The 13,450-nt window shown below is 64.0% G+C and carries 10 protein-coding genes; 6 read left to right on the forward strand and 4 right to left on the reverse strand.

Going from position 1 to position 13,450, the window contains the following annotated elements:
• Positions 1–27: 27 nt before the first annotated feature.
• From P6U23_RS24595 to P6U23_RS24610, 4 genes are all read right to left on the reverse strand, one after another.
• Entirely contained in the window at positions 28–2,040 is a 2,013-nt protein-coding gene (locus P6U23_RS24595; protein ID WP_407175129.1) for an acetyl-CoA carboxylase biotin carboxylase subunit, read from the reverse strand.
• A 146-nt stretch (positions 2,041–2,186) separates the two neighbouring features.
• A complete protein-coding gene (locus tag P6U23_RS24600; protein ID WP_407175130.1) occupies positions 2,187–3,695 on the reverse strand; it encodes an aspartate ammonia-lyase in 1,509 nt (502 codons plus the stop codon).
• 114 nt (positions 3,696–3,809) lie between these two features.
• Complete coding sequence (locus P6U23_RS24605; RefSeq protein ID WP_407181566.1) at positions 3,810–3,992, reverse strand: hypothetical protein; 183 nt, start codon at positions 3,990–3,992, stop codon at positions 3,810–3,812.
• A 119-nt stretch (positions 3,993–4,111) separates the two neighbouring features.
• Positions 4,112–5,176, reverse strand: a complete 1,065-nt coding sequence (locus tag P6U23_RS24610; RefSeq protein ID WP_407175131.1) for a putative zinc-binding metallopeptidase — start codon at positions 5,174–5,176, stop codon at positions 4,112–4,114.
• A 218-nt stretch (positions 5,177–5,394) separates the two neighbouring features.
• Between P6U23_RS24610 and P6U23_RS24615 the strand changes: the two genes are divergently transcribed.
• The 6 genes from P6U23_RS24615 (at position 5,395) to P6U23_RS24640 (ending at position 13,435) form a co-directional block, all read left to right on the forward strand.
• Positions 5,395–5,958: a phosphatase PAP2 family protein gene (locus P6U23_RS24615; protein WP_407175132.1), complete on the forward strand. Its 564-nt coding sequence runs from the start codon at positions 5,395–5,397 to the stop codon at positions 5,956–5,958.
• A 53-nt stretch (positions 5,959–6,011) separates the two neighbouring features.
• Positions 6,012–8,477 carry a PAS domain S-box protein gene (locus P6U23_RS24620; protein ID WP_407175133.1) on the forward strand — a complete coding sequence of 822 codons (2,466 nt, stop codon included), beginning with the start codon at positions 6,012–6,014 and terminating at the stop codon, positions 8,475–8,477.
• A 50-nt stretch (positions 8,478–8,527) separates the two neighbouring features.
• Positions 8,528–9,982, forward strand: a complete 1,455-nt coding sequence (locus tag P6U23_RS24625; RefSeq protein ID WP_407175134.1) for a sensor histidine kinase — start codon at positions 8,528–8,530, stop codon at positions 9,980–9,982.
• The gene (locus tag P6U23_RS24630) at positions 9,967–11,334 is read left to right on the forward strand and encodes a sigma-54-dependent transcriptional regulator (RefSeq protein ID WP_407175135.1); all 1,368 of its coding nucleotides are present in this window, start codon (positions 9,967–9,969) and stop codon (positions 11,332–11,334) included. The genes P6U23_RS24625 and P6U23_RS24630 overlap by 16 nt, the downstream gene beginning before the upstream one ends.
• Before the next feature lie 113 nt (positions 11,335–11,447).
• Positions 11,448–12,101: a hypothetical protein gene (locus tag P6U23_RS24635; RefSeq protein ID WP_407175136.1), complete on the forward strand. Its 654-nt coding sequence runs from the start codon at positions 11,448–11,450 to the stop codon at positions 12,099–12,101.
• A gap of 47 nt (positions 12,102–12,148) precedes the next feature.
• Positions 12,149–13,435, forward strand: a complete 1,287-nt coding sequence (locus P6U23_RS24640; RefSeq protein WP_407175137.1) for an MFS transporter — start codon at positions 12,149–12,151, stop codon at positions 13,433–13,435.
• The last annotated feature ends 15 nt before the right edge of the window (positions 13,436–13,450 follow it).

Genomic DNA, 13,450 nt, shown 5'->3' on the forward strand with positions numbered 1-13,450 from the left:
GATTGCTTCGCTGCGCTCGCAATGACGTCACGCAAACTCGAGGATCAACGCATCCACGGCCAGCGTGGCGCCCGGAGATGCATAGATCTTCTTCACCGTACCGTCCTGCTCCGCGCGCAACACGTTCTGCATCTTCATCGCCTCGACCACTGCAAGCGTCTCGCCGGCCTTGACCTCCTGCCCTTCGGTGACTGCGATCGAAACCACGAGCCCCGGCATTGGACACAATAGCTTCTTGCCGGTATCGGCTGCGGTAACGACCGGCATCAGCCGGGCGGAGGCGGCTTCCGCCTCGGTGAAGACGTAGACGGGAACTTCGACACCCTGATGGGCAAGCCGCACGCCGTTGGGAATCGGGCGCACCTGCACCGCGATCAAGAGACCATCAATGGTGCCTTCCCAGACGGGCTCGCCCGGCTTCCAGGGCGAGACCAGATGATGCGGACTGCCCAGCTCGCCGTCGGCGATGAATCGCACCGCGATCCCGCCATCCTCGCGCACGATGTCGAGCAGAACCTCATCATGATCGAGCCACACCGCGCGCCGGCGCTCGCGGCGCACCAGGCGTCCCTGCATCTGACCAGAGATTTGCCGCTTGCGCTCGCCGAGCACGTGGTCGATGGCGGCGCCGACTGCGGCGATCCGGCGCGCGATCTCGCCTTCGGGGCGCTGCGGCGAAAAGCCTCGCGGAAACTCCTCCGCGATGAAGCCGGTGGAGAGCTTGCCTTCACGCCAGCGCGGATGGTTCATCAAAGCCGAGAGGAACGGAATATTGTGCCGGATGCCGTCGACATAGAACGCATCCAGCGCGGTCGATTGCGCTTCGACGGCGGCCGCGCGCGATGGCCCGTGGGTGACGAGTTTCGCGATCATCGGATCGTAATAGATCGAGATCTCCCCGCCCTCCTGCACGCCGGTATCGTTGCGCACGGTGATGCCGTTGGCGCTGCTCTCCGGCGGCGGCTGGTATTTGACGAGGCGGCCGACCGAGGGCAGGAAATTGCGAAAGGGATCCTCGGCATAGACGCGAGATTCCACCGCCCAGCCCGTGAGCGTGACGTCCTTTTGCGTGAGCTGCAGTTTTTCGCCCGCCGCGACGCGGATCATCTGCTCGACGAGATCGATGCCGGTGACCAGTTCGGTTACGGGATGTTCGACCTGCAGGCGCGTGTTCATTTCCAGGAAGTAGAAACTCTTGTCCTGGCCCGCGACGAACTCGACGGTTCCTGCAGAATCATACTTCACGGCTTTCGCCAGCGCGACCGCCTGCTCGCCCATCTTGCGCCGTGTGCTCTCGTCCAGAAGCGGCGACGGCGCCTCCTCGATCACCTTCTGATTGCGGCGCTGGATCGAACATTCGCGCTCGCCGAGATAGATGACGTTGCCGTGCTTGTCCCCTAACACCTGGATCTCGATGTGACGGGGATCGACGATGAATTTCTCGACGAACACGCGATCGTCGCCGAAGGAGGATTTGGCCTCGGCGCGCGCGAGACTAAATCCTTCGGCGACTTCGGACTTTGAATGCGCAATGCGCATGCCCTTGCCGCCACCGCCGGCGGAGGCCTTGATCATCACGGGATAGCCGATCTCATCGGCGATCCGGACCGCGTGCTTGTCATCCTCGATGACGCCAAGATAGCCGGGGACGGTCGAGACTTTCGCTTTTGCCGCCGCTTTCTTGGATTCGATCTTGTCGCCCATCGCGGCGATCGCATCCGGATTGGGACCGATGAAGACGATGCCCGCCTTCGCGAGCGCGCGCGGAAAGGCCTCACGCTCGGACAGAAATCCGTAGCCCGGATGGACGGCCTCCGCGCCCGTCTTGCGGCAGGCCTCAATGATCTTGTCGATCACCAGATAGCTCTCAGCGGCCTGCGGCGGGCCGATCAACACGGCCTCATCGGCCATCTCGACATGCAGCGCGTCGCGGTCGGCGTCGGAATAGACGGCCACTGTCTGAATACCCATACGGCGGGCGGTCTTGATGATCCGGCAGGCGATCTCGCCGCGATTTGCGATCAGGATTTTCTTGAACATCTTTTGTTTTCAGGACCTTAGGCGGGCTCCTCCCGCGAGCCTTGCAGGCGGGGCGGACGTCACATTCCGTCTACAGCAAAACGGGGCCGAGGCAACGGCTGATCTGCCGCAAATGCGCAGGTCTGGGTGGATTTTGCCCGGGTGCTCTACCCCGTGCGTCCGCTTCGCACGCGCGAGGGCGCGGTCATGGCCTCCAGCTTCAAGAGCTCATCGAGCTGCTGGCGGGTCAAGAGCCCCTCCTCCAGCACGATGTCGGCGATTTTCCGCTTCTCGCTCAGCGCGCGTTTGGCGACGCGCGAAGATATCTCATAGCCGAGCGTCGGACCGAGCGCTGTGACGAGCCCGATCGAATCCTCGACCAGCGCGCGGCAGCGCTCGCGGTCGGCCTCGATCCCGTTGACGCAGCGCGTCGTCAACGTGGTGATCGCCGCGGTGAGATGGCGGAGCGACGACAAAAGGCAATAACCGATGGTCGGCTCGAAAGCGTTGAGCTGGAGCTGGCCGCCCTCGGCGCACATCGTCACGGTCATGTCGTGCCCGACCACCATGAAAGCAACCTGGTTGACGACCTCGGGGATAACGGGATTGACCTTGCCGGGCATGATCGACGATCCCGCCTGCACGGCGGGTAAGCGAATCTCCGCAAGGCCGGCGCGCGGGCCGCTGGAGAGCAGCCGCAGATCGTTGCAGATCTTGGAAAGCTTGACCGCGACCCGCTTAAGCACGCCCGAGAACAAAACGAATGCACCCATGTCCGATGTCGCCTCGATCAGGTTCGATGCCGGCACCAGCGGTTGTTTTGAGATGCGCGCAAGCTCCTCGATCGCGAGCGCCGCGTAGCGCGGATCGGTGTTGATGCCGGTGCCGATCGCGGTCGCGCCGAGATTGACCTCGCGGAACAACGCCGCCGCTTCCCTGATCCGTGACTCGTCTTCCTTGATGGTCACGAAATACGCATCGAATTCCTGACCGAGCGTCATCGGCACCGCATCCTGGAGCTGCGTGCGGCCGATCTTGAGCACGTCTCCGAATTCCACCGCCTTGGCCTTGAAGGCATAGGCCAATTCGTCCAACGCCGCGATCAAAGGTTCGGCGGCAAAGATCACCGCGAGGCGCAGGGCTGTTGGATAGGAGTCATTGGTCGATTGCGACATGTTGACGTCGTCATTGGGATGCAGCGCCGCATAGTCCCCCTTCGCACGCCCCATGCATTCCAGCGCGACGTTGGCGACGACCTCGTTGGTATTCATGTTCGTCGAGGTGCCGGCGCCGCCCTGCACGGCATCGACCACGAATTGGTCGTGATACCTGCCATCGGCGATGATGCTGCAGGCCCGGTCGATGGCGTCGGCCTTCTCCTCGGAAAGGTGGCCGAGCCGCCGATTGGCGCGCGCGGCCGCCTGCTTCACATAGACCAGCGCGCGCACGAAATTCGGGAAGTGCCCCACCGGCACACCGGTGATTGGAAAATTTTCGACCGCTCGCAAGGTGTGGACGCCCCAATAGGCGTCCGACGGAACGTCGCGTTCGCCGAGCAGATCGTGCTCGCGGCGCATCGTGGTCCGCGACAGCTCGATCGTCTGCGTGGTAGCAAGCTGGACGCTCGGACGAGCTTCGCCGGCAGGCGTTTCAGCGGAAGACGTTGTGACGGCCACTGGATGATCCCTTCAATGTAGCGTGCAGCAGGCCCGCTCAGTTGGATTCGGCGGGATGATGACCCGCTGCGTCGGCGCGTTCAAGCGCCGCTTGTTGACGGGATGCAGGCGGGATCAGCCGGAATAGCTGTGAAAGCGCCCGCGCACATAGGCGTGCGAAACCGCCTTCATCAGCTCGCTGACCTCGCATTCAAGAAAATTATTGGCAACGATAAGCGCGCGAATGGTCGCACGCATGTCTCCATCGCAGGCGGCAATGGCCTCATCCACCGTGCTCTCCAGTTCGTCGTCCTCCATCCCCTGCCGCTTTGAGCTGATGACATCGAAGCCATTCCCCTTGATCGCCATTTGACCGCCACAAGCTTCATGTTCTCCTTTTGTTCTCTTGTGTCAACAGGGAACAGCGGCGCCTCGGATTACCTCCCTCGCGGCTTGGCGACATCCTGCACCAAGCGGTGGATGAAGCGCAGCTTTTCGATCACTGCGGGTGTCAGCACGAACGGATAGAGATCCCGCGTGCCCATCGCGCGGTTGATGCTGTTCATGGCAAAAGTAAAGGGCAGCCACGCCGCAACGATCGCATCAAGACTTTCCGCGCCATAGGGATCAAAGGCGATCTGCGCCGACAGTCCGCCAATCCGGTCGGCGGAAGGTCTCACCTCGATCCCAAAGGCCGCCGCCATCTCCAGCGTGTCGACGATGTGCAGATAGTGCGCCCAGGTCTCGGCAAAATCCTCCCAGGGGTGCATGGCTGCGTAGGCGGAGACGAAATTTTCCCGCCAGTCCTGCGGCGGCCCTTCGGCGTAGTGGCGCTGCAGCGCGTGCCCGTAATCCATGGAGTCGTCGCCGAACATTGTGCGGCAGGCGTTGAGCCGGCCGCCATCGCGCACCAGCACATCCCAGAAATAATGGCCGACCTCATGCCGGAAATGGCCGAGCAGCGTGCGGTAGGGCTCGCCCATCTCGAGCCGGCGCCTCTCGCGTTCGAGTTCGTCCGCCTCGGTCAGCGCGATCGTGATCAGCCCGTTGTCATGGCCCGTCATGATGCGCTGTCCACGCGCGGGATCATCGGCGAGGAAGTTGAAGATCAGCCCGTGCTCGGGGTCTTCGGCGCGTGTCCTCACCGGCAGATTCCAGCGGAGCAGCGAATAGAACAGCCGGTGCTTTGCCGCCTCGAGCTCACGCCAGCACGCGAGCCGCACAGGGTCCGAGAGATCGGGCACCGTACCGTTGTGACGGCAGGCGCGACAATAGCGCTCGCCGGCATCGGTCAGCCAGTTGCACGCGTCGAAAGCGGCGTTGGCGCAGAACACGCGGCCTCTGCCCCCATCCGCCAGCGTCCGGAAGGTTTCGTCTTCAGGCTCGATCGCGGACATCGACGCCTTCTCCGGCAGAAATGCCAAGCCGTGACCGCAACGGGTGCAAGTGCGGTTCTCGAAATAAAGGACGTTGCCGCAGGCCTGACAGACGAACAGCTTCACGGGACCGATCCGACAGGTGAATAATTCGCAGCGCGCCCCCCCCGCAAAGACGCGGATCGGGCCGACATGGTTCCGTTGCGGCGGAACGATTCGCGGAGCGCTGCGTTTTCTCATGTGCGTTTCCCCAACGCGAGAAGAAGGCCCCGCCGATGGCGCTCCCAGGCAGAGCGACGGCGGGGCTTATCTTTGGCGCATCTCATTTTGATGGATTTGCACCGATGGCGCTTTACCGGGTGAAGCCGACGCGGACTGACGAGAAAATCGCCAAGGCGATTTCGCGCCACGCCAACCCCGCTTACGAGAAGGCTGCCGAGGCACTGTCCTGGGGCGCCGACGAGCATGTGCTGATCGCGCTCGCCGCAGGCTTTTGGCTGTACGCGCGAGGCTGCGGCGAGCGCGCGCGGGTCACCAGCAATCATCTGCTGTTAACAACCGCCGTGGTGACGCTGCTTCCGCATGTTCTAAAGAGCGTGTTCGATCAGGAGCGGCCCGACCGGCGTACGATCCGCGGCCATCTTCACGGCATCCCGTTTTCCGGCAAACCGTTCGACGCGTTTCCATCCGGCCATGCCATTCATGTCGGCGCGCTTGCCTCCGCCGCGACCGAGCTGCCGCCGCGCCAGCGTAACCTGGTATGGGGTGTCGGCGCCGGCCTGGTGCTGACGCGGGTGGTGCTGCTCGCGCACTGGCTGAGTGATGTGCTGGCGGGGCTTGCCATTGGTGCGCTGGCCGAGCGGCTGCTGCGGTTCTGGACCGGTTACGGTTCCACCCCCGAAGCATGACGGATAGAACTGCGCCCGCAATTGTGGGACTATTGCCCCGCTGGGGGATGTGTATGAGCAATCCGGACAGCTCGAACGGTATCCTGCCCGAAGCCGCCGCCGCCGAAAAGTTGCGGCTGCACTTGCAGGAAATTGCCCGCGAGCGCGACAGAGCCCATCGCGCGCTGCAGGAGCGCGAGGCTGAATTGGCGCGCATTCAGCGCATCGCGCGCGTCGGCGGATTGGAAATCGACCTGCGCGAGGGCTTTCGCAATTACCGATCGCCCGAATACCTCGTGATCCATGGCCTGCCGCCGGAAGCGGCCAATGAGACGCATCAAGACTGGGTCAAGCGCATCCACCCTGACGATCGCGCAGCGGCGGAAAGGCATTTTCTGGAGACCATCGCCGGCACGGCTGAGGACTACACAGCGGAATACCGCATCGTGCGGCCGAACGACGGCCAGGTCAGATGGATTCGCGTGGTCGCCAAGATCGAGCGCGATGCCGAAAGGCGTGCGATCCGCCTCGTCGGCGCCCATATCGACATCACCGACCGCATGCTCGCGCAGGCGACCTTGCGCGAGAGCGAGGAACGCTTCCGCCTCATCGCCAACAGCGCGCCGGTGCCGATCTGGGTCACCAGGCTCGACAGGACGCGCTCCTTCGCCAATCAGGCCTATGTCGACTTTCTCGGCCTGCCTTATGAGGAGGCGATCAAATATGACTGGCGCAAGGCCCTGCATCCGGACGATCTGCCGCGCATCCTGAAAGAACAGGTCGCCGGCGAATCCTCGCTCAAGCCGTTCGTCCTGGAGGCGCGTTACAGGCGTGCCGACGGCGAATGGCGCTGGCTGCGTTCGGAATCGCAGCCGCGCTGGGATCCGACCGGCAAGCATGTCGGCTTCATCGGCGTTGCGCATGACGTTACGGCCGCCAAGCAGGCCGAGATCGAGCTGCGGCGGCTGAACGAGACGCTGGAGCAGCGCATCAAGGAGCGCACCGCGCAGCTCGAAGCCAACGAAGCCAGGATGCGGGCCATCCTCGAGAGCAGCCATCAATATCAGGGCCTGCTGAGCCCTGAAGGCATTGTACTCTACGCGAACAGGACCGCGCTTGCCGGCATTCGCGCCACAACCGCCGACGTGATCGGCAAGCCATTCTGGGAAACACCCTGGTTCACCGCGACGGAAGGCGCGCCTGAAACAATCCGCGATGCCTTCGCCAGGGTGATGCAGGGCGAAGACATCCGCGCCGAGATGGCGCTGCGCCTGCCAATCGGCGAGCGCCATTTCGATTTCACCATGCGGCCGGTGTTCGATCAGCATGGCGCCGTCACCGGTGCCGTGCCCGAAGCGGTCGACACCACCGAGCGCCGCCAGGGCGAAGAGGTGCTGCGCCAGGCGCAAAAGATGGAGGCGATCGGCCAATTGACCGGCGGCGTCGCCCACGATTTCAACAACCTTCTCACCATCATCCGCTCCGCCACGGATTTCCTGCGCCGGCGCGATCTGCCGGAAGAACGGCGCCGCCGCTATGTCGACGCGATTTCCGAGACGGTGGAGCGCGCTTCCAAGCTCACCACCCAGTTGCTCGCCTTCGCCCGGCGCCAACCGCTCAAGCCGCAGCTCTTCGACGTCGGCACCGAGGTCGAAAATGTCGCTCAGCTCATTCGCCCGCTGGTCGGCAGCCGCATTCAGATCACGACGGACATCGCCGATGTCAAAACCTTCGCTGTCGCCGATATCGCCCAGTTCGAGACGGCATTGATCAATCTCGCCGTCAACGCCCGCGACGCCATGGATGGCGAAGGCCGCCTGAAGATCGCGGTCAAGACGGTCGGGCTGATCCCCGCCCTGCGCGGCCAGGCCCAGCGTCACGGCGACTTCATCGCCATTTCTGTTGAGGATACTGGTACCGGAATTGCGCCGGACCATCTCACCGCGATCTTCGAGCCGTTCTTCACCACCAAGGAAGTCGGCAAGGGCACCGGGCTCGGCCTCAGCCAGGCCTTCGGGTTTGCCAAGCAGTCCGACGGGGACATCGCGGTTGCCAGCACACTGGGCCAAGGCACAACCTTCACCATCTATCTGCCGCAGGCGGAGGCGCCAGCCGACGCCGCGCAGACCGCCAGCCTCGGCAACGAGCCCGCAACCAGCGGCCGCGGCTATCGCGTGCTGGTCGTCGAGGATAATGACGAGGTGGGGCGCTTCTCCACCGAGCTCCTGGAGGATCTCGGCTATACGGTCCACCGCGCTGATAATGCGGCCACGGCACTGAGGATCCTTGCCGAAGACGAGTTCACCGTCGATCTCGTGTTCTCCGACGTCATCATGCCCGGGATGAACGGCGTCGAACTCGCCGGCGCCATCCGCGATCGTTATCCGGGATTGCCGGTCGTGCTGACCAGCGGTTACAGTAACGTTCTGGCCGAGAACGCCCATCGCGGATTCGAGTTGATTCAAAAACCCTACTCCGTCGAAGCGCTGTCTCGCATCCTGCGCAAGGCCGTGGCAGGCAAGATAGCGGCCGCGCGTTGAGACCGCTTGCCCTGGAACAGAACACGGACGTCTGAGGCGCAAGAGCAGCAATGCCCTCCCTTCGCTCCCGATTGCTGGCTCTGTGGATCATGCTGGTCATCTCCGGCGCGGCGACGGCTTACCTTCTCGTCGAGTCCTTTCAGCAGACCGCAAATGCGCGCGTCGCGCGCGCGGAGGAACTGGTGGCGCGCGCTTGCCGCGACATCGCCGACCGATATCAATCCTCCGCTTCGGATCGGATCGGCCCGACGATCGATGACCGGCTCAAGCAACAGCTCACGGCCCTGGTCCAGGCGGCTCTCTCGACCGCCATTGGAGTCGAAGGCGGCATCTGGCAGGCGGACGCAGGCTCACTCGCTTATGCCTTTCCGTCCTATGAAGGCACCGGCCCGAAGACCGACCTTCCCGCGGCGGAGCTGAACACGATTGGCGGCATCAACGCCGAAGCGCTGCGCTCCGGGCAGCCGGCCGGGCTACGACAGCCGTCGCGCTCGCAAACTCTCCTCGTGCATGCCTGCCCGCTGCGCGGACCGCTGCAGGGCACCACCGCCTGGACGATGACGCGCGTGTTCTCGGCGCAGGGGCCGGCCTACACGCAGTTGCTCGCCGGCCTGATCGTCCTCGCACTGACCATTTTCGGTTCAGCCGCCTGGCTCGCGCGCGTGCTGCTGTCCTGGTCACGGAAGATCGCGCTATTGGAGGCGGCGCTTGGCAAGGGCGCCAGCGGCGCGGTCGATCTGCCCAAGCTTCCCCACACGCATGAGCAGGAGCTCGACCGTCTGGTCGACGCGCTGAATGAGACCGGCGAACGGCTTGCGCGGGAGCGCCGGCGTGCCGCCACGGCTGAACGGCTGGCCGCGGTCGGGCGGTTGTCCGCTGGACTTGCCCATGAAATTCGAAATCCCATCGCCGCAATGCGGCTCAAGGCCGAAAACGCACTCGCCTCATCGGACGACCGCCGCAAGACCACAGCGCTGCAAGCGATCCTTGCCCAGGTCGCGCGGCTCGATGCATTGCTGCGCAATCTCCTGCAAATGACCCAGGCAGGCGATCTGAAGCCGCAAGACATCGAGCTCGCCGCCTTCGTCCAAGGCACGATCGAACCCCATCAGGAGCTCGCGGCGGCAAAGGGCGTCACCTTGCAGGCCGGAACTTTGGATGCCGACAATCCGCTACCTCGCTTCGATCCCTTCCAGATGCAGCGGGCCCTCGATAACTTGATCCTCAACGCGATCCAGAACACCCAATCCGGTGATCGCATCATTATCGACGCGCTTCACTGCGGCGATAAACTGTTGTTGCGGGTCGCCGACACCGGCCCGGGCGTCAGCGAAGACATCCGCGAGCGCCTGTTCGAACCGTTTGCGACCGCGCGCGCCGATGGGACTGGCCTTGGACTGGCGATCGTGCGGGAAATCGCGGGCGCTCACCGCGGAGAAGCACGGCTTGCGCCGACAGCATCCGGCGCAAGTTTCGAGATCGAGGTGCCATGGCGAACGTCCTGATCATCGATGACGATGCAGCCTTGCGCGAGGGGCTCTCCGAGACGCTGAGCGATCTCGGCCACTCCGTGCAAACGGCCTCCTCGGGCCGCGAGGGTCTGGCCGTGCTCACCGACGAAGTGCATGCCGTGCTGCTCGACGTCAACATGCCGGTCATGGACGGCATCGAGGTGCTCAGGCGGATCCGATCGCGCGAGGCTCCGCCTGCCGTCGTGGTGTTGACCGCCTTTGCCAGTGCGGAGAACACGATCGAGGCGATGCGGCTCGGTGCATTCGATCACCTCACCAAACCGATCGGACGCGAGGAGCTGAAGCACCTGATGGAGCGCCTGCCTTCGCGACGGCGCGCGACGGCGATCGCCGCCAAAGGCACTCTTGATGCGCTGATCGGCTTCAGCGAAGGCATGCGGCGGGTGCAGAAGCAGATCGGACTTGCCGCCGACAGTCAGTCCACGGTTCTCATTCTGGGCGAGACCGGCACCGGAAAAGAGTTGGTAGCGCGCGCGCTGCATGTCCATAGCGCGCGCAAGAACGGCCCGTTCATCGCGGTCAATTGCGCCGCCATTCCCGAGGACCTCTTGGAGAGCGAGCTGTTCGGCCATGTGAAGGGCTCGTTCACCGGCGCGACCAACGACCGCTCGGGCGCGTTCCGCGATGCGGAAAATGGCACGCTGTTTCTGGACGAGATCGGCGACATGAAGCTCGCGATGCAGGCGAAGATCCTGCGCGTGCTCCAGGAGCGTATGATCACCCCGGTCGGCGGCAAGCCGGTCCGGACCACTGCCCGCATCGTCGCGGCGACCCACCGCGATCTGGCAAGGCTGGTGGCGCAGGGAGCGTTTCGCGAAGATCTTTATTACCGTCTGAACGTCGTTCCCGTCGCCATTCCGCCCTTGCGCGAGCGCGCATCCGACATCATGCCGCTCGCCGAGCACTTTCTCGCACTGTCCGCCTCGCCCGGACAGCCGATCAAGCAGCTCAGTCCGGCCGCGATCGACAAGCTCACGCGCCAGAGTTGGCCGGGTAACGTCAGGCAGCTCCGCAACGTCATCGAACGGGCCTGCGTGCTGACCAGGGGGCACGTGATCGAAGCCGATGATCTCGACACCAGCGCTGCGGACAACCATTCGGTTTCGACGGCGTTGCCCGAGAGCGATCTGCCGGCGGCGGTGGCCAAACTCGAGGAAGCAATGATCCGCAAGGCGCTGGAGGCTTGCGGCGGCAATCGCACCGAAGCGGCGCGACGCCTCAACATCAACCGCCAGCTTCTCTACACAAAAATGCAGCGCTACGGCCTTGCAGGAAGCGAAGCGTCAGGAAATCCGACGTCCGCCGTCGGGAAAGACGACGATTGAGCCCCCTCGCCCGCGGCTAACCCCTTAAAAAAACAAGCACCTTCTCTCTGGCACAGCGGTTGCTGAACCGCTTGTGTCGGCGACGTCGTCGCCACTTCGAAAAGAGGAAAGTCATGCACTGGATCGACCCCAACTGCCTGCCCGAGGTGAAAGGCACCATTGAACGCTTCGTGCTCAATCCGCACGGCGAGATCGACGGCTTCGTCATGATCGCCGAGAACGAGGCGCTCACGCTCGTTCACATGCCCCCACATCTGGAGGCCGAACTCGTGTCACATGTGAAGCCGGGGGACGCGGTCAGTGTCCGTGGCGTGCGGCCGCGCGGCACAGCCCTGCTCGCGGCCGTCGCGGTGACCGCGCCGGACGCCACAGAGATCATCGATCGCGGACCGGATCATGACCGCGAGCCGGCGCCGAAGCTCGAGAAAAAGAAGATGTCGGCGGCAGGCGCGGTGCGACTGTCGCTGTTCGGTCCCAAGGGCGAGCTTCGCGGCGCGCTCCTCGCCGATGGAACGGTTATCCGCATCGGGCCCAAGGAGGCCAAGGAGGTCGCGAGGCTTCTCGCGCCGGGTGCGAGCGTGGCGGTCAGCGGTGATGGCGCGGAAACCAAACATGGCCGCATCATCCACGCCAAGGAAATCGGCATCGCCTTGAGCGAGCTTTGGCCGATCAAGGCGGAAAGGCCGAAGCCCAAGCACGATGAGAAGCACAACCCCAAACGTGATGAAAAGCACGAGCACAAGCACGATCACGGGGCGCACGCCTGAGGCAGGCGCTCATCATCACTGATACGTCGAGGGCGCGAGGTTTCAACATGGCAGCCGATTCCAACACCAAACGGCGTGCGACCTGCGCCCTCGACACCGCCAATTTTTTTCTCGCCGATGTGCGTGACGGGCTGGGTCCGTATCTTGCGATCTATCTCTTGACCGAGCAGAAATGGGACGAGGCACGCATCGGCCTCGTGATGTCGATCGCAACCGTCGCCGGCATCATCGCGCAGACGCCGGCCGGCGCGCTGGTGGATGCGACACGCGCAAAACGTCTGATGATGGTCGCCGCGGCCCTGATCGTCACCGGCGCCTGCCTGCTGTTGCCGTTGTTTCCGAGCTTCTGGCCGGTCACGATCTCGCAAGGCATTGCGCATGCGGCCGGCGTGGTCTTCCCGCCGGCGCTGGCTGCGGTGTCGCTCGGCGCGGTCGGCACTCAGGCCTTCACCGCGCGGATCGGTCGCAATGAGAGCTTCAATCATGCCGGCAATGCGACCACGGCAGCCCTCGCAGGGGGAGCCGCCTACGTGTTCGGTCCGCAGGTGGTCTTCTGCCTGCTCGCCTTCAATTCCCTTGCCAGCCTCGTCAGCGTGCTCGCGATCCCGGAAAGTGCGATTGACCATAATCTCGCACGGGGCCTGAATGAACATGGAAGCAAGATCAGCGGCGCAAAGGGAGAGCCTTCGGGATTGAGCATTCTCCTGACCTGCCGCCCGCTCCTGATCTTCGCCGTCTGCGTGACGCTGTTCCATCTCTCGAACGCGGCGATGCTGCCGCTGGTTGGACAGAAGCTGGCGCTCCAGGACAAGAATCTCGGCACCAGCCTGATGTCGGCCTGCATTGTCGCCGCGCAAATCGTGATGGTGCCGATGGCGATGCTAGTGGGTGCGCGCGCCGACAGATGGGGCCACAAGCGCTTCTTCCTCGCCGCGCTCCTGATCCTCCCTTTACGCGGGGCGCTTTACACGCTATCCGATGACAGGGCGTGGCTCGTCGGCGTGCAACTGCTGGACGGTATCGGCGCCGGCATTTTCGGCGCAATTTTCCCCGTCATCGTGGCGGATATCACGCGCAACACCGGACGCTTCAACGTCGCGCAAGGCGCGATCATCACGGCACAGAGCATCGGGGCCGCGCTCTCCACCGCGCTTGCAGGCGTGGTGGCGGTCAAGGCCGGTTACAGCGCGGCGTTTCTCACACTTGGCGCGGTGGCGGCGGTCGGCTTTGCCGTGTGCTGGCTGCTGCTGCCGGAAACGCGCGAGAGGTCCGACGAAGGCACATGCCGATTGGGGCAGACAGAGCTGCCTGCATCCGCTATCGCTGCCGAATGATTATCCGCAACCTGC

Origin of the sequence: Bradyrhizobium sp. STM 3562 (genome assembly GCF_045571435.1) — a bacterium.
GTDB lineage: Bacteria > Pseudomonadota > Alphaproteobacteria > Rhizobiales > Xanthobacteraceae > Bradyrhizobium.